Source organism: Pseudomonas sp., from assembly GCF_035554175.1.
Classification (GTDB): domain Bacteria; phylum Pseudomonadota; class Gammaproteobacteria; order Pseudomonadales; family Pseudomonadaceae; genus Aquipseudomonas.
Window position 1 is genome coordinate 74726 of sequence record NZ_DATMIV010000052.1, and the last position, 18814, is coordinate 93539.

The window sequence follows — 18814 nt, forward strand, 5'->3', positions numbered from 1 at the left end:
ATTGATGGGATGACTTTAGGTATTTGCACGGCGCTGATAAACGCGCAAGCTTGGCGTTCACTGTTTGTGAATCCCAAACAATCGAGGGGAGCGGATGGACCGGTTCGATGCGATGCAAGCCTTTGCCCGAGTGGTCGAGGCGGGGAGTTTCACCAAGGCTGCCGAAACCTTGCACATGAGCAAGACCACGGTGACGCAACTGGTGCAGCAACTCGAGGCGCGGCTGCGGGTCAAGTTGCTCAACCGCACCACGCGCAAGGTCAACGTCACGGCCGACGGCGCGGCGTATTACCAACGGGTGGTTGCGTTACTGGCCGACCTGGACGACGCTGAAACCAGCCTGCCGGGCGCCGCCGCACGGCCAGGCGGGCGCTTGCGCATCGACGTACCGAGCCCGTTTGCGCGGCTGATCCTGGTGCCGGCCCTACCGGAATTTCATGCGCGCTACCCGGACATCCAGATCGACATGGGCGTCAGCGACCGCATCGTCGACATCATCGATGAGAACGTCGATTGCGTGGTGCGCGGTGGCGAACTGCTCGATCAATCGCTGATGGCGCGCAAGCTCGCCGATCTGCCATTGGGCGTATTTGCCGCGCCGGCATATCTGGCCCGCGAAGGCACACCTCTACATCCGCGAGAACTGGAGGACTCCAATCATCGCGTGGTCGGCTTTCTCTGGGCGCGCACCGGCAAGCCTGTGCCGTACGCGCTACACAACGCCACGGAAAAACTGCAGATCAAAGGCCGTCACGTGCTTGCTGTGGATGATGGAAACGCCTATCTGGCGGCGGGACTGGCCGGCATGGGCGTGCTGTGGTTGCCCACCTACATGTCCGCCGCGCATGTCACGCGCGGCGAGCTGGTGCCGTTGTTCGAGGACTGGCAGCTTGAACCCATGCCGCTTTATCTTGCCTATCCGCCGAATCGGCATGTCAGCCTGAAGTTGCGGGTGTTTATTGATTGGGTGGTGGGGCTGATGGCCGCGCCGACGCCAGTTGTGACGCACCAGTCGCAACCATGATTGACTCTCGCACCGAACCAGCCAACTATCGCTGCATAACAATGAACGATGGACCCGACCTTGATTGAACGACGTCAATTCAGCGGTGGCATGAAGGGTAAGAACCTGCGCTATCTGAATGAACAGAACACCGATCACACCGGCGTGACCCGCACCGGTTTCCTGTTGCTCGAACATTTTTCGCTTCCGGCCTTCACCCAGGCGCTGGACACCGTAGTCACCACCAACCTGTTGCGCCCTGGACTGTTCTCGTCGCGCACCTTCGGGTTGGGCGATGGCGAGGTGATCAGCGACCTGGGCCTGGTGATTCGCCCTGATGGGCGTCTGGACTCTGTTGCGCTTCACGAGCTGGACTTGCTGGTGGTGTGTGGTGGCTATCGCACCGAACTGCGCGCCAGCGACGAATTCATCGGCCTGCTCAAAGGTGCGGCGGAGCGGGGCGTGAGTCTCGCCGGGTTGTGGAACGGTTCGTGGTTTCTCGGACGCGCCGGTTTGCTCGATGGCTATCGTTGCGCGATCCATCCGGAGCATCGTCCGGCTCTGACCGAAATTGCCAAGAGCACCCACGTCAGCAGCGAGCCTTACGTGATCGATCGCGACCGGCTCACCGCATCGAGCCCGTCCGGGGCGTTCCACATGGCGCTGGACTGGATCAAGGGCTTGCACGGCAAGGCGTTGGTCGAGGGCATCGAAGACATCCTTGCCTTCGAAGAGTCGCGCTATCGGCGGATCAAACCGGATGAGAACATCTGTGTCAGTGCGCCGCTGCGTGAAGTGATCAAACTGATGGACGCCAACCTCGAAGAGCCGCTGGAACTGGAACAACTGGCGGTCTACGCCGGCCGCTCACGGCGTCAGCTCGAGCGCCTGTTCAAGGAGCAACTGGGCACCACGCCGCAGCGCTATTACCTGGAACTGCGCATCACCGAAGCGCGACGCCTGCTGCAACACACCGAGCTGTCCCAGGTGGAAGTGCTGGTGGCTTGCGGTTTTGTTTCACCGAGCCATTTCAGCAAGTGCTACAGCTCGTATTTCGGTTATCGGCCTTCGAAGGAAAAACGGCTGGTCAAATAGCACCAGCCGTTTAATGATCCCGAAGGTTTTCTTCAGAGATGGTCGGCATCCACTACTGCCTGGGCGAACGCCTGCGGAGCCTCTTGGGGCAAATTATGTCCGACCCCACCCTCGATCAGCCGGAACTGATATTTGCCGGTAAAGCGCTTGGCATAGTCCTCAGGCTTGGGATGCGGCGCGCCGTTGGCATCGCCTTCCAGGGTAATCGTCGGCACGCTGATCGAAGGCGCAGTAGCCAGTTTCTCTTCCAGCGCGGCATATTTCGCCTCGCCCTGCACCAGGCCCAGACGCCAGCGATAATTGAACACGGTGATCTCGACGTGATCGGGGTTCTGCAACGCCTTGGCACTGCGGTCGAAGGTGGCATCGTCGAATTTCCATTGCGGCGAAGCCAGTTGCCAGATCAGTTTGGCGAAATCGTGAGTGTTCTTTTCATAGCCGGCGCGGCCGCGTTCAGTAGCAAAGTAGAACTGGTACCACCACTGCAATTCGGCTTTCGGCGGCAGTGGATTTTGCCCGGCGGCCTGATTGCCGATCAGGTAACCGCTGACCGCCACCAGCGCCTTCACGCGCTCCGGCCACAGTGCCGCGACGATGTCCGCCGAACGCGCGCCCCAATCGTAGCCGCCGAGCACCGCTTGCTTGATCTTCAGCGCATCCATGAAGTCGATCACGTCGTTGGCCAGCGCGGCCGGCTGGCCGTTGCGCAAGGTGTCCTTGGACAGGAACTGCGTATCGCCATAACCACGCGCATAGGGCATTAACACGCGATAACCCTTGGCTGCGAGCAGTGGCGCGACTTCGTCGTAGCTGTGAATGTCGTAGGGCCAGCCGTGCAACAGAATCACCACTGGGCCATCGGCGGGGCCGGTTTCGGCGTAGGCCACGTCGAGTAAGCCAGCCTTGATGTGTTTCAGCGGGCCGAAAGGCGAGGGCGCGAAATAGCTGACGGCGGGCGGTTCATTGGTTTGCGCCTGAGCGCTGCCGACGGTGCCAAGCAGTGACAGCGCCAAGACCGACAAGCCGAGCGCGGCGGTGATTTTAGAGGTGTGCAGAGCCTGTTTCATGCTGACGTCTCCTTTGCGAGCCATTGGCCAAGGGGCCGGAAGACCCCTTGAAACCCTGGGTGCATTGAAGCGTGGCGGGGTATCTGCTCTGTGTCCTCGGACGGGACTTTTGCAATGACGTGTATGGCGGCGGGGCGCGTACACAGTGTGATACACAGCCGCAAAACCCAATGTTTTTGCGCGAAAATAATAAGTGGCTGTTTTAAAACAAAAAAAATTTCATCTCGGGCTTCCCAAACGAAATGAATGTTGATAAATTGCGCCCCGTTCTCACGGCGATCCTCACGGAGCCGCCGAGCAGAGCTACAGGGGCGTCGCCAAGCGGTAAGGCAGCAGGTTTTGATCCTGCCATGCGTTGGTTCGAATCCAGCCGCCCCTGCCATCTACGAAAAAACGCCAACTTCGCAAGAAGTTGGCGTTTTTTTATGCCCGCGATTCGGCGCAGGGCAGAGGAGCAGGCCAGCGCGATGCCGAAGCACCGCGCTGGCCGTTCACTCAGTGCGGCGCGCGCGGGATGGTTTTCATCAGGTCTTCAGGGCTGATGTGGCCGACCACGCTGCCCGGTTGCGGCAGGTTGAGAATGTGGCCTTTCATCTTGCCGATGATGTGCATCTCGCACGGCTTGCAATCGAACTTCAGCGTCAGCACTTCATCGCCGTGGATCAACTGCATCGGCGCGACCTTGGTGCGCACGCCGGTCACGCCCTTGGCCTGTTTCGGGCACAGGTTGAAGGAGAAGCGCAGGCAGTGCTTGGTGATCATCACTGGCACTTCGCCCGGTTCTTCGTGGGCTTCATACGCCGCGTCGATCAGCTTCACACCGTGACGGTGGTAGAAGTCGCGCGCCTTCTGGTTGTAGACGTTGGCGAGGAACGTCAGGTGCGAATCCGGGTACACCGGCGGCGGTGTGGTTTCAGCCTTGCGGCTGCCACGCGGATGTGCAGCGACACGGGCGGCAGTCAGCGCTTCGATCACTTCCCGGCGCAGGGCTTTGAGCTGCGAGTTGGGAATGAAGAAAGCCTGCGGCGCATCGAGTTTGACGTCGGTGGCGTGGTATTGCGTGGTGCCGAGCTGGCCCAGCAGGTCACGCAATTGTTCCAGTGCCTGTTCCGGCTTATTGGCCACGCCGAACGGCCCTTCAAGGGTGACGCTGGCACTGATGCCTTCTTCGCTGGTCGCGGTGACTTCCAGCTGTTCTTCGCGCAGACGGGCGACCCAGCTCAGCGCTACGCGTCGTTCCGAAGAAGTCTTCTGCAGCGCCTGTTGCCAGTTGTGATCGAGGTTGCGATTCAACGGGTGATTCGGCCGCAGCTTGTACAGGCCCTCGGGCATTTCGTTCGGCTCGACGCGGTAGCGATAGCGCTTTTGGCCGTCCTCTTCGAACTCGCCTTTGGCTTCGGCGATGTTGGCGCGGAAACCGACCACTTCGCGTTTGACCAGCACGTTCAGGCCGTCGCCGTTGGACAGCGGCTCTTGGGTGACAACCTGCATATCACGCTTGCCGACTTTTTCCACGGTACCGACAGGCAGGCCGGTGAACGTCGGTGAATCGAATGCGCCGATGTCGATCTTGCGATCTGTCACGAAATAATCGGTGCTGCCGCGGTGGAAGGTCTTTTCCGGGTCGGGCAGGAAGAAATGCACGGTACGGCCGCTGGAGGCGCGTGCCAGATCCGGGCGATCTTCGAGCACGTCATCGAGGCGCTGGCGGTAATAGGCGGTGATGTTCTTCACATAGCCCATGTCCTTGTACCGACCTTCGATCTTGAACGAACGCACGCCGGCCTCGACGAGGGCGCGGATGTTGGCGCTCTGGTTGTTGTCTTTCATCGACAGCAGGTGTTTTTCGTAGGCGATCACGCCACCCTTTTCATCTTTCAGGGTGTACGGCAAGCGGCACGCCTGGGAGCAGTCACCACGGTTGGCACTGCGCCCGGTCTGCGCATGGGAAATATTGCACTGACCGGAGAAGGCCACGCACAACGCACCATGAATGAAGAACTCGATAGCCGCGTCGGTTTCATCGGCGATGGCGCGGATTTCTTTCAGGTTCAGCTCACGCGCCAATACCAGCTGCGAGAAACCGGCCTGATCGAGGAACTTCGCCCGCTCCAGCGTGCGGATGTCGGTCTGCGTGGAGGCATGCAATTCGATGGGCGGAATGTCCAGCTCCATCACGCCCAGGTCCTGGACGATCAGCGCATCGACACCGGCGTCGTACAACTGATGGATCAGCTTGCGTGCCGGCTCCAGTTCGTTGTCGTGCAGGATGGTGTTGATGGTGGTGAAAATGCGCGCGTGATACTTGCGGGCGAATTCCACCAGTTCGGCGATTTCGCTGACTTCGTTGCAGGCGTTGTGGCGCGCACCGAAGCTCGGGCCGCCGATGTACACGGCGTCGGCGCCATGCAGGATGGCCTCGCGGGCAATGGCGACATCGCGGGCAGGGCTGAGCAATTCCAGGTGATGCTTGGGCAAGGACATAGTTTTTTTAGTCAGGCGGTCACGGTCAAGGCGCGCATTCTACCCGTGAAACGCGCAACGGGCACGCGTGTGCTGCCCGATGGTGGCTTGCAATCGGGGCTGCATACAAAACCCTTGTAGGAGTGAGCCTGCTCGCGATAGCGTCGGGTCAGTCAAAGCATCTTCGCCTGACACACCGCTATCGCGAGCAGGCTCACTTCTACAGGGGGTTGTGCCATTCCAGAGCAAGTGAAATGACGCTCTGCATTTCAATCAGCCCTTGGCCGCCATCGCCGTCACTTCCACACGCATCCCTTCAACCGCCAGGGACGCCACACCCACTGCCGCGCGCACTGGCCAAGGCTTGGCGAAGAAGCGTTTGTAAACTTCGTTGAAAGCCGCGCGATCAGCCATGTCGGTGAGGTAGATGGTCAGGTGCATCACGCGATCCATCGAACTGCCGGCGCGCTCCAGCGCGACTTTCAGCGCCTGCAGGGTGCATTCGCTCTGCTCGGTGATGCCGCCGAGTTCCAGGCTGCCGTCGGCGCGGGTCGGAATCTGCGTCGAGAGCATGATCCCGCCGAAGGTGGCGACGTCGGATGAAATCGAGTCGGTGTCCGGATCTGGCGTGAAGGTGATGTCTTGATTGGCCATGCGCATCTCTTGTCTGAGTGATTGAAAATTGCGCCAGTTTACAGATTCCCATCCGTCATGGCCCGCGTGGCCGCCGGCTCGACCTCAGACAGGCAGTGTCGCCGCTTCCGCGGCAATGGCCGAAAGCACGCTGGGCCGCGCGCCGACACGCTGCTGGTAAGCGCTCAAGGCCGGCCATTGGGCGATATCGATGTTGAACGTCGGCAGCCAGGTCAGCACCGTGAACAAATAGGCGTCGGCGACGCCGAAGCCAGTCATCAGAAAATCCTGATCCGCCAGCCTGCGATTGAGGTAATCGAGCCGTTTGAACAGCCTCTGCCGGAAAACCGCTTTAACCGATTGCACAATGTCCGGGTTGAACAGCGGTGCACTGGCGCCGTGGATCTCCGAGCTGATGAAGTTCAGATGTTCCTGCAGCCGTATACGCTCCCAAGTCCCTGCTGCCGGGGCTAATGTATTGCCGGGCACCTGATCGGCGAGAAATTGCAGGATCGCCGGGCCTTCAGTCAGCACCTCGCCATTATCCAGCCGCAGCGCCGCCACGTAGCCCTTCGGGTTGATCTCGCGAAAGTCATGGCCGTCGGCCGTGCGTTTGGTGTGATTGTCGACGCGGATCAGCTCGAACGGCAGGCCGAGTTCTCTCAGAACAATATGCGGTGACAGAGAGCAGGTCATTGGGGCGAAGTACAGTTTCATGGCATGTCCTTGCAAACAGAAGAGGCGCCAGAATCGTCCGCTCGCGAGGCTTTCGCAAAGGTCATTTGCGATGCTAGCGTATGACAAATTCTCATGTGTGACGCAGGCCTAATGAGCATCCGACTTCCTTCCCTTAATGGCTTGCGTGCATTCGAAGCCGCCGCCCGGCATATGAGCTTTACCTTGGCGGCATTAGAACTCAACGTCACGCAAACTGCGATCAGCCATCAGATTCGCCGCCTCGAAGCCGAGCTGGGCGTGGCATTGTTCCTGCGCCTCAAGGATGGCCTGGCGCTCAGCGAACAAGGACGCGCCTACTTGCCAGGTGTGCGCTCGGCGTTTCAAGCGCTGCGCCATTCGACACAACAGTTGCTCGAACTACGTGGGAACAGCGTGCTGACCATCAGTACATTGGTCTCGTTCGCCTCGAAATGGCTGCTGCCGCGCTTGCCGGATTTTCAGCAGACATTCCCGAAAATCGACGTGCGCATCAGCGCGACTACCGATCTGGTGGATTTTCGACAGGGCAGCATCGACGCGGCGATTCGCTACGGGCGCGGTGACTGGAATGGCTTGCGTGCGGACTTTCTCATGGCTGATGAGATCTTCCCGGTGTGCAGTCCGACAATGGCGGGGGCACTGGACGCGCCAGCGGCTCTGGCCAGTCACACCCTGGTCCAGGTCAGCGGTGTCACCGCCGATGACTGGCACGCCTGGCTTGGGGCCGCCGACCAGCCAGCGGAGCTGGCCACTGGCCCGAGGCTGACCTTCGATCTGGCGATGATGGCCGTGCAAGCAGCGATTGATGGGCAGGGCGTGTGCATCGGGCGCTCCACTTACGTGAACGATGATCTGCGTGCCGGCCGACTGGTGGCACCCTTTGCCCTGCGTTTGCAGGACAGTCTGGGGTTCTACCTGGTAACGCCCCATGAAACTGCTGATTCGAAAAAACTCAACGCTCTCAGAAAGTGGCTTTTGCAGGCGGCGCGGGACTCATTTGTATAAGCGTGTATCAACACTCAGCGGATACACACGGCAACACCAAACAGCGTCTTCAGGACACATCCTTCCTACATGCCGCGCTCAAAGTAGTGTTCACACCAACGCTACGCTTGAGAGGGCATCACCATGTTCCGTCCATTGTTTCTGGCTTCCACCGTTGTACTCACTTGCCTGACCGGATTTGCCCACGCGGCTGACGGGGCGGCGACGAGCTGGCAGAAAGGTCTGAGCCGTACTGATCTGGTTCGACAGGATCTCGGCGCTGACAACCGCGAAGTGATTCAGGCCCGTATCGACTTCGATGCCGGCGTCAGCGCGCCTCGGCATGCCCACCCCGGCGTCGAAGTTGCCTATGTCATCAGTGGTACGTTTGAATACCAGCTGGAAGGGCAGGCGCCAGTAACACTCAAGGCGGGCGACTCCTTGTTCATCCCGGCGGGCGTCGCGCATGTGGCGAAGAACATCGGCAGCGAGAAAGGTGTGGAACTGGCGACGTATGTTGTGCCCAAAGGCGAGCCGCTGCTGATTCTCAAGCCGTAACCTGAGCCGGCCGCTATCTTTTACGCGATGGGCTCATTGAACGTTTGATACGCATCCAGTCCTGGTAGGCCGCTGATCTTTTGGCGTCCGCCAGGGCTTTGGCCTCAGTGAAGCGCGCCCAGACTTCGGGGTTGTCCATATCGGTTTCGATGATTTTATAGGCGGCCTCATCCAGCAAATCCGCCTCGCGAAACATTGCCGCGTTATTGGCCATTTCCTCATCCCAACTGCGGCCAAATCCATACTTCAATATGTGCTCATTCATTTCGCCTGATCCTCTTCCCACACCAGCGAAGCGGATTGACGCCAATGTACGTCAGTCACGCCGAATCGTTCCGCCATGGGTTTGGAAAAGCGTTTCAATGGCGGCCGGCCAGGGCGCGGAATGGGCGCAATGCCCGCGTCACAACTAGCCCACTGCCAGGCCTCGGCATTATTCATTTGCGCCGTTCTTATGATGAATGACCTGGGCTTGCCATGAAGCAAGTAATCGATCACGTACAAATCCGCTTGGCTCATAACTTTCCTCCACAGGCCTATGAAGGAATGAGGTCTGGCGCACTGAATAATTCAGAGTAATTGCTCGATCCGTCGTCTTTGTCTGACGAAGCGACTTTGAGCGTTATACGTTTAGTTCGCTGTGTATAGCTTTGTTCAGTGGCAAGTGCGCCGAAGCACAAATGTCCCGCGCATGCGATAGGCAGGAAATATCAGGAATAAATACACGAGCAGACGAAATCCGCATGCACTTCGGTAGTTTCGACCGCCGTGACAAGCCCGGCATGCAAGGCTTCTTCCGGATTGATAATGCGCGGTGCCGCTGTCAGGTATTTTTCCGTTTCGAGCATGTTTTTCCCATGGCTTGTACGCTCCGCGACTATCTGCGCGTACAGGTGCAGGTCATAGTCCAGACTCATGGCGTATTCCGACATGCGTGAGTGATCGACCGCGCCCTGCAGGTGCCAATGGAAAGGATGGAAAAGAAATTTGCTATGGGTACATGCAGTGCGGCGCTGGCCGGCCAGGAAGACGATGTTGCCCATTGATTCAACCGTGCCCAGGTTATGGGTATGTACGGGTATGGGCAGTGCGAGCAGGAAGTTGTACATCGTGAAGCCGTAACTGCATTCACCGCCCATGGTGGCCATGTTCAGAATCAGTCTGGGAGCATCTTCCCTCACCGCAAGTGAAGCTTTATCGATCAATTGACCACAGGTTGATGCGTTGATCGGACCGGTAAAGTTAATGACATGGACAGGCATGGCGATTTCCTCAACGGGTCAGACCGCTCAGCAAACGCGGTGATGCGGTCCAGACAACTCTAGCGCAAGCATTGAGACGTTCAGTCAGGAGCAGCGTTCGTAAGTTGGCTGTGTGACGGTTTCCTTGGTGTTTTCAGAGTTAACGATCGACTGCCTGCGCTCATAACATTGCTGACGGGCGCGATCGCCGTGCTGGGGATGGCCAGGTTTCCCTTCAATGCAGGGTTGCGAAGGTTTTTGCGCAGAACGGTGGGTATTCGCGGCAGTACTCATGATTTGTGCTCCATCGAATGATCACAAAGGGCAGCGAGGCTGCCCTTTGTACGGCTCATTTACGACTTGCGACTTCCACCGCCGCTGGATTGCCCGCCTTTGCGACCAGCTTCGGATGCTTTTTCACGATCGTTGGCGAAGTTGCCGCCAGACTGTCCGCCTTTTTTCCCGGACTCTTGCGTCTTGTCACGATCGTTGCCGGCGCTGCCTGTATTTTTATTTCCGGTGGTCATGATAGCTCTCCGATATCTATTAACGTTTCGCTAGTGATGTCCGTTGTCGCAATGGACACCTACTTCGATTACGCATCGGTTCGCAGTGTTTTCAATTTTTTTGATTGGGCCGATGAGCGGCACTTCGCTGTTCAAACCCACGAGAATCATTCGCTACATTGAAAGAGCCGAAGCAAGTCGGCTCTTTCAAAGGGCGGCAGGTGGGGTGACTGCGTAATCGACTATCTGAACCGTGGCAATGGCCGATCAATCGGCTTGAGCGTCGACAGCGTGTCGCGAATCAGCGGGGCGTCCTTTTCAATGTCATGCAGCCGATCACGAATGCGCAACGCCGTCGGATGCCCGCCCTGATGATCGACCCAGTCGGCGATCTCCTTGCAGGCCGCTGCGAGGCGCGCCTGGCGCGCGTCGAGCAGGGTGAGGAGGGTGGTGATGGACTCTTTCTCGGACATGGAACACCTCCGTTCGAGGAAACGGCTGAGTTGCAATAAGTAGCCCGTGTGGCGCGAGGCTTTCAGATCAACTATAGAAGGCCTGTGCAATCGTGCAAAAAATATACAGCCCAGCTCTTCGGCGAAACCCTGTAGGCGTGAGTCTGCTCGCGATGGCGGTGGGTCAGGCACATCATTGTTGGCCGTTACGCCGCTATCGCGAGCAGGCTCACTCCTACATGGAGGCAGAGTGTGCCGGGAATCACGACGCCTCGGTCATTTCACACATGCGTTCAAGAAACATCGCCAATGCCACTTCCTCGGCGCGTAGACCTTTGCGCACGCGTGGGCGCGGCAGTTCGGCGAGGGCGCCGAGCATGAAATGTTCGACTACTGCGGGGTGGATGTAGCACTTGCGGCACACCGCCGGCGTGTTGCCCAACTGTTTGGCGACATTCTTCACGGCTTCGACCACATGGCGTTTGGCTTCGGTTTCCGATTCATGTTGCAACTCGCGCAACACCGACAACGCCAGGGCGCTTCCCGCCCAGGTGCGGTAATCCTTGGCGGTGAACGCAGCGCCGGTGAGCTTTTGCAGGTAGGCGTTGACGTCGGAGGAAGTGACGGTGTGGCGTACGCCGTTTTCATCGAGGTATTGAAACAGGTTCTGCCCGGGAATCTCCAGGCAGCGCTTGACGATCCGCGCCAAGCGTCGATCCTTCACCGTTATCTGGTGTTCGATGCCGCTCTTGCCCCTGAACTGGAACAGTATCGCGCTGCCGTTGACCTCGACATGACGGCTGCGCAAGGTGGTCAGGCCGTAGGAGCGGTTGTCCCGTGCGTATTGCGTATTGCCGACGCGAATCAGCGTGGCGTCTAGCAAGGTGATCACCGTGGCCATGACCTTGTCACGGCTGAAACCCGGCGCGTCCAGCAGCGCCTCGAGCTTGCGCCGCAGTTTTGGCAGAGCCAGACCGAATTCGCGCAAGCGCGAGTATTTGTCGGCATCGCGCACTTCGCGCCAGCGCGTGTGATAGCGGTACTGTTTGCGCCCGCGCGCATCGCGACCGGTGGCTTGCAGGTGGCCGCAAGGGTCGGCGCAGATCCACACATCGGTGTAGGCCGGCGGCACCGCAAGCGCGTTGATGCGTTTGATTTCGTCCGGGTCAGTGATGCGCTGGCCTGACGGTTCGAAATAGACGAACTTGCCACGCAGTTTTTTCCGGGTGATACCAGGCTGGGTGTCATCGACGTAATGCAGATCGGCGGGCAGTGCATCTGTCAGCACGGTATCGGGCATGGCGGCTTCCTTCGGTCATACGGCAGTCTGTATCTGCATTGACCGCAGGCGCTGGCCGTCGTGCCGAATGATTCAGGCGAGCACCGCCACCGCTTTGATCTGCGCCCAGAGCCGTTGGCCCGCATGCACGTTCAATTGATCACGAGAGAACCGGGTAATCCGCGCCAGCAGCGGCGTACCACCGGCGTCCAGCCGGATCAGCACGTGAGCGTTGTTGTCGGCAGCCTGTTCGCTGATCACCGTGACCGGCAGCCGATTGAGGATGCTGCTGGCTGCATCGTTGTCCAGTGCCAGGCTGATGTCGCGCGCATGCACTTTGCAGCGCAAGGCCTGGCCGAGGGCCATCGGCGCGTGCGTCACGCGAATGTTCATTTCGGTGGCGGGCAATTGCAGGCTGAGCAATTGATAGGTCGCGTCGTAGGCGCTGACCTGGCCTTCGATGATGACACCGGCGTCATCGCCCATCGCCAGGGGCAAATCCAGACGCGCCAGAGTCTCGCCAATCGGTCCGCTGGCGAGGGCTTTGCCGTCATTGAGCAACACCAGATGATCGGCGAGCCGTGCCACCTCATCGTGCGCATGGCTGACATACAACAGCGCAATGTCCAGTTCGTCATGCAGGCGTTGCAGGTACGGCAGGATTTCGCTTTTGCGCCGGCTATCGAGGGCCGCCAAGGGTTCGTCCATCAACAACAGTTTCGGGCTGGTCAGCAGGGCGCGGGCGATGCCGACACGTTGCCGCTCGCCGCCGGACAGGTGCTGCGGATCACGCTCAAGCAAATCGCCGATGCCGAGCAGTTCGGTGGCTCGGTTGATGTCGACCCGGCGTTGGGATCTGGCGATGCGTTTGAGGCCAAACTCCAGGTTGCCCCGCACCGATAAATGCGCGAACAGGCTGGCTTCCTGAAACACGTAGCCGAGCGCGCGTTTGTGCGGCGGCACGAAGATGCCCTTGGCACTGTCCTGCCAGACTTCGTCGTTGATCTGCACGAAGCCTTGTTCTGCGCGCTCCAGCCCGGCAATGCAGCGCAGGCAGGTGGTTTTGCCGGAGCCGGAATCGCCATACAGCGCCGTGACGCCCCGGCCGGGCAAGTGCAGATCGACATCCAGATTGAAGCCCGGATAGGCGAGTTTCAGACGTACGTCGATCATTGATCAGCTCCAGCCTGCGCGGGTTTTGCGGCTGGAATACAACGCCAGCAATACCAGAAACGAAAACACCAGCATCGCCCCGGACAGCCAGTGCGCCTGGGCATATTCCAGGGCTTCGACATGGTCGTAGATTTGCACGGACACCACGCGGGTTTTGTCGGGAATGTTGCCGCCGATCATCAGCACCACGCCGAACTCACCGACGGTGTGAGCAAATCCGAGGATCGCCGCCGTGATGAAGCCGGGGCGCGCCAGAGGCAGGATCACACTGAAAAAAGTGTCCCAGGGATTGGCGCGCAGCGTTGCGGCCACTTCCAGCGGGCGAGTGCCAATCGCCGCGAACGCGTTTTGCAACGGTTGCACCACGAAAGGCAGCGAGTAGATCACCGAACCGATCACAAGCCCGGTGAAGCTGAAGGTCAACGTGCCCAGCCCCAGCCATTGGGTGAACTGGCCGAGAAAACCGTGCGGCCCCAACGCCAGCAACAGATAAAAGCCGATCACCGTCGGTGGCAGCACCAGCGGCAGGGCGACGATCGCGCCCACCGGGCCGCGCAACCACGACGACGTGCGCGACAGCCATAACGCGATTGGCGTGCCGATCACCAACAGGATCGCGGTGGTCAGCGACGCCAGTTTCAGGGTCAGCCAGATGGCGGCGAAATCGGCACTGGTCAGCGACATTTACAGTTGATACCCGAACGACCTGATCACTGCAGCGGCCTTCGGCCCCTTGAGATAATCGACCAGAGCTCGGGCGGCGGCGCTGTCCTTGCCTTTGTTGAGGATGACCGCGTCCTGTTTGATCGGATCATGCAGAGCGGCCGGGACAATCCACGCCGAACCGCTGCTGACTTGGCCGTCCTTGTAGATTTGCGACAGGGCGACAAAACCCAGCTCGGCATTGCCGGTATACACGAATTGGTAGGCCTGAGTGATGTTCTGGCCTTCGACGATTTTCGTTTTGGTGGCTTCGGTCAATTGGAGCTTTTCCAGCACCTGGGTGGCGGCCAGACCGTATGGCGCAGCTTTAGGGTTGGCGATGGCCAAGTGTTGATAGGCATTGTGTTTCAGCACCTCGCCCTGTGCGTCCACGAAGCCTTGTTTCGCCGACCACAGTGCCAGGGTGCCGATGGCGTAAGTGAAGCGCGACCCTTTGACGGCCTCGCTTTCCTGTTCAAGTTTTGCTGGGGTGGTGTCGTCGGCGGCGAGGAACACCTGGAACGGCGCACCGTTCTTGATCTGGGTGTAGAACTGGCCGGTCGCGCCATAGGCGGCCACCAGTTTGTGCCCGGTGTCTTTTTCGAAGTCGGCAGCGATGGCCTGGATGGGCGCGGTGAAGTTGGCGGCGACTGCCACTTGCACTTCATCAGCCTGAGCCGCACCAAAATTGAAAATCGCGAGCAGTGAGGCGAGGCAGACAGGGACAAAGCGTGTGGCAGCAAAGGTCATGTAAAGCTCCGTGATCGGCAGTCAGTGCTTGAACGACAGACGCCGATACACGGGCGCAATCGCTATATAAGGAAATATATAGCGAGAGGGCGCCGGGTGGCGAGGGAATAAATCCGCTCATCACCCCCTTCAATGACGCTGGAGTTTCGCCAATGCGCCCTCAGCCAGTTGCCGGGTCAGTTCGGCGCTGCCGATATCCTTGCCCAGCGTGAACGCCTGACCGGCCCAGAGGTTGGCAAAGTCGGCGTCATCTTTCGCCCGCAACGGCATCAGCGCACCACCGGCCAATGGAAACGCCGGCGCCTTCGGCGACATCGGGCCAAGTTCGCGCATCACCCGGTTGAGAATGCCGCGCGCCGGGCGCCCGGTGAAAATGTTGGTGAGGGCCGTCTCGCTTTCCCTGGCGGTGCGCAGGGCTTTGTGATGCGAGGCGCTGACTTTGGCTTCCGGAGTGAACAGATACGCCGTACCGACTTGCACGGCTGATGCGCCGAGCATGAAGGCTGCTGCAACGCCCCGGGCATCGCTGATCGCCCCGGCGGCGATCACCGGCACTTTCACGGCGTCGACCACTTGCGGTACCAGAGCAAACGTGCCGACCTGAGTGCTCAAATCATCACTCAAGAACATCCCGCGATGACCACCGGCTTCGTAGCCCATGGCAATGATCGCGTCGCAGCCACGTTGCTCCAGCCAGATCGCTTCTTCGACCGTGGTAGCAGACGAAAGAATTTTCGCCCCGGTCGCCTTGACCCGATCGAGCAACGATTTTTCCGGCAGGCCGAAATGGAAACTCACCACCTCGGGACGAAATTCTTCGAGCACTGCGCACGCGGCTTCGTCAAACGGCGCACGGTTGGACACCGGCGTCGGTGCATCGAAATCGGCAGCCAGTTCGCGATAGTACGGCTCGAGCAGATTTTTCCAGTCGCGGGCTCGCTGTTCATCAGGCGCCGGCGGCTGGTGGCAGAAAAAATTGACGTTGAACGGTTTCGCGGTGTGCTGGCGAATGGTTTTCAGCTCCTCGCGCAGTTGCTCGATGCTCAGCAGTGCCGCTGGCATGGAGCCGAGACCGCCGGCATTGCACACGGCAATCACCATCGAAGAATAGGTCGCGCCGGCCATCGGGCCCTGGATGATCGGCAGTTCGATACCGAGAAGATCGAGGATGCGGGTGTCTGGCCACTGGCTCATGAAGCGATTCTCCGAACGATGATACGGGCAGGGACGGCAGAGCCGGTTTTTAGCAGCAAAACCGCATGCAGGGCCAGTCTGAAATTCTGAACATCCTGTGCAGTTTTTCAGTGTCGGTACGGGTCGCTGGCGCAAAGTCGAGTGTGGCAATGTGTTGCGATGTGTTATTTCAAGGCACGTTTTCTTTCACATCATCTCGAGAGGCCGTCATGTTCAATGCCATTGTGATCGACAAAGACGACGCCGGTTATCGCGCCGGTCTGCAGCAAATTGATGAACAGCAATTGCCCGACGGCAACGTCACCGTGAACGTGGCGTACAGCACCCTCAACTTCAAGGACGGTCTGGCAATCACCGGCAGCAGCCCGGTGGTGCGCAAGTTTCCCATGGTGCCGGGAATCGATCTGGCGGGAACTGTCGAGTCCAGTTCGCACCCTGAATTTCAAGTCGGCGATCAAGTGCTGCTTAACGGTTGGGGCGTCGGTGAAGGCCATTGGGGCGGACTGGCGCAAAAGGCCCGGCTCAATGGCGACTGGCTGATTGCGCTGCCGAAAGCCTTTACGCCAGCGCAAGCCATGGCCATCGGTACGGCAGGGTATACGGCGATGCTGTGCATTCTGGCGCTGGAACGCCATGGCGTGACACCGGATCAGGGCGAAGTGCTGGTCACCGGGGCCAACGGCGGCGTCGGTAGCTTTGCCATCGCCTTGCTGGCCAGGTTGGGATATCGGGTGGTGGCGTCTACGGGCCGGGTGTCCGAGCAGGAATATCTGCAGCAACTGGGCGCGGCCGAAATCATTGATCGAGCCAGCTTGTCCGAGCCGGGCAAACCGTTGGCGAAAGAACGCTGGGCGGCAGTGGTCGATTCGGTAGGCAGTCACACTTTGGCCAACGCCTGCGCCAGCACGCGTTCGGAAGGTGTGGTCGCGGCGTGTGGGCTGGCTCAGGGTATGGACTTTCCCGCATCGGTGGCGCCGTTCATTCTGCGCGGGGTGACCCTGGCCGGGATCAACAGCGTGACCCAGCCCAAGGCACGCCGGATCGAGGCCTGGGAGCGACTGGCCAAGGATCTGGATTTCTCCTTACTGGCGTTGATCAGTCACGAAATCGGTTTGAGCGAGGCCATTGCGGCCGCGCCCAAATTGCTCGCCGGGCAACTGCGCGGCAGGGTGGTGGTCGACGTCAATCGTTGAGCTCGCGCTCAAGCAACTGGCGCTTGCGCTCGACGCCCCAGCGGTAGCCGGAGAGATTGCCGTCGCTGCGCACCACGCGGTGGCAGGGAATCGCTACCGCCAGGCGGTTGGCCCCGCACGCCTGGGCCACCGCGCGCATCGAGGTCGGTGCACCGATACGGTGGGCGATCTCGGCGTAACTGGCGGTGCTGCCCGACGGGATCTCGCGCAACGCCTGCCAGACGCGCTCCTGAAACGCTGTGCCGCGTATGTCCAGCGGCAAGTTCAGGCCCATTGCTGGTGCTTCGATAAAGCCGACGACGCGGGCGATCAACTGTTCGAATTCGCGGTCGGCGCCGATCAGGTTGGCATTGCGAAACTGATCCTGCAGATCGCAGACCAGTTGATGCGGATCGTCGCCAAGCAGAATCGCGCAAATCCCGCGTGCGCTTTGTGCCACCAGAATCGCTCCGAGCGAACATTGGCCCACGGCGAAGCGGATGTCGTTGTTCTGCCCGGCGGCGCGGTAGTCAGTCGGCTTCATGCCCAGCAGTTGATTGGCTGATTCGTAGAAGCGGCTGTTGGAATTGAAGCCGGCGTCGTACAGCGCATCGGTCACTGAGTCGCCGTCTGCCAGTCGCGCACGTACCTTGCGCGAGCGCTGGGCCGTGGCGTAGGCCTTGGGGGTCAGCCCCGTGGCGGCTTTGAATATCCGGTGGAAATGAAACGGGCTGAGGCCGGCGCTGGCCGCGAGGCTATTGAGAACCGGCAGATTCTCGGATGCCTCGATCTGACGACAAGCTGCGGCGATGATCGCTGCGTGCTGCGCGTCGCTCTGATCCTTGCTGGCGCGTTTACTCGGCCGATAACCGGCTGCTTCGGCCAGTTCCGCAGTTGCGAAGAACTCGACATTCTGCGGTTTGGGCAGACGCGCAAGGCTGCTCGGCCGGCAATAGATCCCGGTAGTTTTCACCGCGTAGACAAATTGCCCGTCCGCCCGTGGATCGCGGGCAACCACGGCGGCCCAGCGTGGATCTTCTTCAATGCTGATCGTGTGCGAAAGCGTGTCCATGAGGTGGAGTCCGTTGACCTGTTTGAGTCAGGTTAACCAGCATCGTAGCGCACGACACTCCGGGCCTTGCGGTCAAACTTTTGTCGGGTCGCCGGCGATGCGAAACGTCAGGTTGATACGTCGTTCGCCCAGGCGTGGGTGGTGCCCGGGTTTGATCGGCAGCACGCCGTGATAGCGCAACCGGTCTACGCCGCCCCAGACGGCCATGTCGCCATGCAACAGCGGGATGCGCTGGCTCTTGTCGCTGCGTTCGAAGCCGCCGAACAGAAACATCGCCGGCAAACCCAGCGACAACGAAACGATGGGCGCCGCGAAGGCCTTTTCGTCTTTATCTTGATGCAACGACATTTTTGCGCCCGGAACGTACTGGTTGATCAGGCACGAATCAGCCTGGAAACCCGTGAATCCGGCCCGTTCTGCCGCTTCGCGCGCCAGATCGGCAAACACCGCCGGCATCGAAGGCCAGGGCGAGCCGCTGAGGGGGTCGACGCTGGAATAGCGGTAGCCGCTGCGATCGGTGATCCAGCCCAGCTGTCCGCAACTGCTGGTGCCCACCGACATGCTGAAACCGCCGGGCGTGACCATGTGGCGCAGCGGGGCGACGGCAAGAATGGCGCCCAGCCCGGTCAGCAATTCATCGACCCGTGACAAGGCAAAACTGCGCAGCACCCACGATTGCTCACCGATCTGCTCGGCTCGGGGCTGCTGCACGGGTTCGTTGTCGGCGAACAGGTCAAGTGTGGTCGGTTGCAT

Annotated in this window: 20 protein-coding genes, 1 tRNA gene and 1 pseudogene; 6 read left to right on the forward strand and 16 right to left on the reverse strand. The window is 59.9% G+C overall.

Annotated features, from left to right (window positions below; genetic code table 11):
- Positions 1 to 94: 94 nt before the first annotated feature.
- Together VNV36_RS23435 and souR are read left to right on the forward strand one after the other, a co-directional pair.
- Positions 95 to 1024: a LysR family transcriptional regulator gene (locus tag VNV36_RS23435; protein WP_325721053.1), complete on the forward strand. Its 930-nt coding sequence runs from the start codon at positions 95 to 97 to the stop codon at positions 1022 to 1024.
- 48 nt (positions 1025 to 1072) lie between these two features.
- Positions 1073 to 2098 carry a transcriptional regulator SouR gene (gene souR / locus VNV36_RS23440; RefSeq protein ID WP_325721055.1) on the forward strand — a complete coding sequence of 342 codons (1026 nt, stop codon included), beginning with the start codon at positions 1073 to 1075 and terminating at the stop codon, positions 2096 to 2098.
- Between the two features lie 32 nt (positions 2099 to 2130).
- On the opposite strand, the gene VNV36_RS23445 is transcribed toward souR, so the two are convergent.
- Positions 2131 to 3165: an alpha/beta fold hydrolase gene (locus VNV36_RS23445; protein WP_325721057.1), complete on the reverse strand. Its 1035-nt coding sequence runs from the start codon at positions 3163 to 3165 to the stop codon at positions 2131 to 2133.
- Positions 3166 to 3472: 307 nt separating this feature from the next.
- Here VNV36_RS23445 and VNV36_RS23450 point away from each other — a divergent pair.
- Positions 3473 to 3547: transfer RNA gene (locus VNV36_RS23450), tRNA-Gln, on the forward strand.
- 113 nt (positions 3548 to 3660) lie between these two features.
- Here the strand turns inward: VNV36_RS23450 and VNV36_RS23455 are convergent.
- The 3 genes from VNV36_RS23455 to gstA form a co-directional block, all read right to left on the reverse strand.
- Positions 3661 to 5649, reverse strand: a complete 1989-nt coding sequence (locus tag VNV36_RS23455) for a peptidase U32 family protein (protein WP_325721059.1) — start codon at positions 5647 to 5649, stop codon at positions 3661 to 3663.
- Positions 5650 to 5901: 252 nt separating this feature from the next.
- Entirely contained in the window at positions 5902 to 6282 is a 381-nt protein-coding gene (locus VNV36_RS23460; RefSeq protein WP_325721061.1) for a RidA family protein, read from the reverse strand.
- 84 nt (positions 6283 to 6366) lie between these two features.
- On the reverse strand, positions 6367 to 6978 hold the full coding sequence (gene gstA / locus VNV36_RS23465; protein ID WP_325721063.1) for a glutathione transferase GstA: 612 nt from the start codon (positions 6976 to 6978) through the stop codon (positions 6367 to 6369).
- A 111-nt stretch (positions 6979 to 7089) separates the two neighbouring features.
- Here gstA and VNV36_RS23470 point away from each other — a divergent pair, with 111 nt between their 5' ends.
- The gene (locus VNV36_RS23470; RefSeq protein ID WP_325721065.1) at positions 7090 to 7983 is read left to right on the forward strand and encodes a transcriptional regulator GcvA; all 894 of its coding nucleotides are present in this window, start codon (positions 7090 to 7092) and stop codon (positions 7981 to 7983) included.
- Between the two features lie 123 nt (positions 7984 to 8106).
- Positions 8107 to 8520: a cupin domain-containing protein gene (locus VNV36_RS23475; RefSeq protein ID WP_325721067.1), complete on the forward strand. Its 414-nt coding sequence runs from the start codon at positions 8107 to 8109 to the stop codon at positions 8518 to 8520.
- Positions 8521 to 8533: 13 nt separating this feature from the next.
- Here VNV36_RS23475 and VNV36_RS23480 read toward each other — a convergent pair whose 3' ends face one another.
- The 10 genes and pseudogenes from VNV36_RS23480 to VNV36_RS23525 form a co-directional block, all read right to left on the reverse strand.
- Positions 8534 to 8785, reverse strand: a complete 252-nt coding sequence (locus tag VNV36_RS23480; RefSeq protein WP_325721069.1) for a hypothetical protein — start codon at positions 8783 to 8785, stop codon at positions 8534 to 8536.
- Entirely contained in the window at positions 8782 to 9039 is a 258-nt protein-coding gene (locus VNV36_RS23485; protein ID WP_325721071.1) for a DUF6555 family protein, read from the reverse strand. The genes VNV36_RS23480 and VNV36_RS23485 overlap by 4 nt, the downstream gene beginning before the upstream one ends.
- A 191-nt stretch (positions 9040 to 9230) precedes the next feature.
- Positions 9231 to 9782 (reverse strand): ATP-dependent Clp protease proteolytic subunit, encoded by a 552-nt coding sequence (locus tag VNV36_RS23490; RefSeq protein ID WP_325721073.1) that lies wholly within the window; start codon positions 9780 to 9782, stop codon positions 9231 to 9233.
- Positions 9783 to 10114: 332 nt separating this feature from the next.
- Positions 10115 to 10231 (reverse strand): annotated as a pseudogene (locus tag VNV36_RS23495) (KGG domain-containing protein); the annotation flags it as partial.
- 278 nt (positions 10232 to 10509) lie between these two features.
- Complete coding sequence (locus VNV36_RS23500) at positions 10510 to 10740, reverse strand: hypothetical protein (RefSeq protein ID WP_016774936.1); 231 nt, start codon at positions 10738 to 10740, stop codon at positions 10510 to 10512.
- A 241-nt stretch (positions 10741 to 10981) separates the two neighbouring features.
- The gene (locus tag VNV36_RS23505; protein ID WP_325721077.1) at positions 10982 to 12019 is read right to left on the reverse strand and encodes a DNA topoisomerase IB; all 1038 of its coding nucleotides are present in this window, start codon (positions 12017 to 12019) and stop codon (positions 10982 to 10984) included.
- Between the two features lie 72 nt (positions 12020 to 12091).
- The gene (modC, locus tag VNV36_RS23510; protein ID WP_325721079.1) at positions 12092 to 13171 is read right to left on the reverse strand and encodes a molybdenum ABC transporter ATP-binding protein; all 1080 of its coding nucleotides are present in this window, start codon (positions 13169 to 13171) and stop codon (positions 12092 to 12094) included.
- Positions 13172 to 13174: 3 nt separating this feature from the next.
- Positions 13175 to 13855, reverse strand: coding sequence for a molybdate ABC transporter permease subunit (modB, locus tag VNV36_RS23515; protein WP_325721081.1), 681 nt, complete (start codon positions 13853 to 13855; stop codon positions 13175 to 13177).
- Positions 13856 to 14623 (reverse strand): molybdate ABC transporter substrate-binding protein, encoded by a 768-nt coding sequence (gene modA / locus VNV36_RS23520; RefSeq protein ID WP_325721084.1) that lies wholly within the window; start codon positions 14621 to 14623, stop codon positions 13856 to 13858.
- 129 nt (positions 14624 to 14752) lie between these two features.
- Positions 14753 to 15817 (reverse strand): NAD(P)H-dependent flavin oxidoreductase, encoded by a 1065-nt coding sequence (locus tag VNV36_RS23525; protein ID WP_325721086.1) that lies wholly within the window; start codon positions 15815 to 15817, stop codon positions 14753 to 14755.
- Positions 15818 to 16026: 209 nt separating this feature from the next.
- Here VNV36_RS23525 and acuI point away from each other — a divergent pair, with 209 nt between their 5' ends.
- Positions 16027 to 17010, forward strand: a complete 984-nt coding sequence (gene acuI / locus VNV36_RS23530; RefSeq protein WP_325721088.1) for an acrylyl-CoA reductase (NADPH) — start codon at positions 16027 to 16029, stop codon at positions 17008 to 17010.
- Here acuI and ada read toward each other — a convergent pair.
- The gene (ada, locus tag VNV36_RS23535; protein WP_325721090.1) at positions 17000 to 18061 is read right to left on the reverse strand and encodes a bifunctional DNA-binding transcriptional regulator/O6-methylguanine-DNA methyltransferase Ada; all 1062 of its coding nucleotides are present in this window, start codon (positions 18059 to 18061) and stop codon (positions 17000 to 17002) included. The genes acuI and ada overlap by 11 nt on opposite strands.
- A gap of 72 nt (positions 18062 to 18133) precedes the next feature.
- Positions 18134 to 18814 carry a DNA oxidative demethylase AlkB gene (gene alkB, locus VNV36_RS23540; protein ID WP_325721092.1) on the reverse strand — a complete coding sequence of 227 codons (681 nt, stop codon included), beginning with the start codon at positions 18812 to 18814 and terminating at the stop codon, positions 18134 to 18136.

What these genes read in the sequence shown, in the direction of transcription:
- VNV36_RS23435 (WP_325721053.1), top strand. Translation starts at nt 95, where the DNA reads ATGGACCGGTTCGATGCGATGCAAGCCTTTGCCCGAGTGGTCGAGGCG.
- souR (WP_325721055.1), top strand. Translation starts at nt 1,073, where the DNA reads ATGGACCCGACCTTGATTGAACGACGTCAATTCAGCGGTGGCATGAAG.
- VNV36_RS23445 (WP_325721057.1), bottom strand. Translation starts at nt 3,165, where the DNA reads ATGAAACAGGCTCTGCACACCTCTAAAATCACCGCCGCGCTCGGCTTG.
- VNV36_RS23455 (WP_325721059.1), bottom strand. Translation starts at nt 5,649, where the DNA reads ATGTCCTTGCCCAAGCATCACCTGGAATTGCTCAGCCCTGCCCGCGAT.
- VNV36_RS23460 (WP_325721061.1), bottom strand. Translation starts at nt 6,282, where the DNA reads ATGGCCAATCAAGACATCACCTTCACGCCAGATCCGGACACCGACTCG.
- gstA (WP_325721063.1), bottom strand. Translation starts at nt 6,978, where the DNA reads ATGAAACTGTACTTCGCCCCAATGACCTGCTCTCTGTCACCGCATATT.
- VNV36_RS23470 (WP_325721065.1), top strand. Translation starts at nt 7,090, where the DNA reads ATGAGCATCCGACTTCCTTCCCTTAATGGCTTGCGTGCATTCGAAGCC.
- VNV36_RS23475 (WP_325721067.1), top strand. Translation starts at nt 8,107, where the DNA reads ATGTTCCGTCCATTGTTTCTGGCTTCCACCGTTGTACTCACTTGCCTG.
- VNV36_RS23480 (WP_325721069.1), bottom strand. Translation starts at nt 8,785, where the DNA reads ATGAATGAGCACATATTGAAGTATGGATTTGGCCGCAGTTGGGATGAG.
- VNV36_RS23485 (WP_325721071.1), bottom strand. Translation starts at nt 9,039, where the DNA reads ATGAGCCAAGCGGATTTGTACGTGATCGATTACTTGCTTCATGGCAAG.
- VNV36_RS23490 (WP_325721073.1), bottom strand. Translation starts at nt 9,782, where the DNA reads ATGCCTGTCCATGTCATTAACTTTACCGGTCCGATCAACGCATCAACC.
- VNV36_RS23500 (WP_016774936.1), bottom strand. Translation starts at nt 10,740, where the DNA reads ATGTCCGAGAAAGAGTCCATCACCACCCTCCTCACCCTGCTCGACGCG.
- VNV36_RS23505 (WP_325721077.1), bottom strand. Translation starts at nt 12,019, where the DNA reads ATGCCCGATACCGTGCTGACAGATGCACTGCCCGCCGATCTGCATTAC.
- modC (WP_325721079.1), bottom strand. Translation starts at nt 13,171, where the DNA reads ATGATCGACGTACGTCTGAAACTCGCCTATCCGGGCTTCAATCTGGAT.
- modB (WP_325721081.1), bottom strand. Translation starts at nt 13,855, where the DNA reads ATGTCGCTGACCAGTGCCGATTTCGCCGCCATCTGGCTGACCCTGAAA.
- modA (WP_325721084.1), bottom strand. Translation starts at nt 14,623, where the DNA reads ATGACCTTTGCTGCCACACGCTTTGTCCCTGTCTGCCTCGCCTCACTG.
- VNV36_RS23525 (WP_325721086.1), bottom strand. Translation starts at nt 15,817, where the DNA reads ATGAGCCAGTGGCCAGACACCCGCATCCTCGATCTTCTCGGTATCGAA.
- acuI (WP_325721088.1), top strand. Translation starts at nt 16,027, where the DNA reads ATGTTCAATGCCATTGTGATCGACAAAGACGACGCCGGTTATCGCGCC.
- ada (WP_325721090.1), bottom strand. Translation starts at nt 18,061, where the DNA reads ATGGACACGCTTTCGCACACGATCAGCATTGAAGAAGATCCACGCTGG.
- alkB (WP_325721092.1), bottom strand. Translation starts at nt 18,814, where the DNA reads ATGCAACCGACCACACTTGACCTGTTCGCCGACAACGAACCCGTGCAG.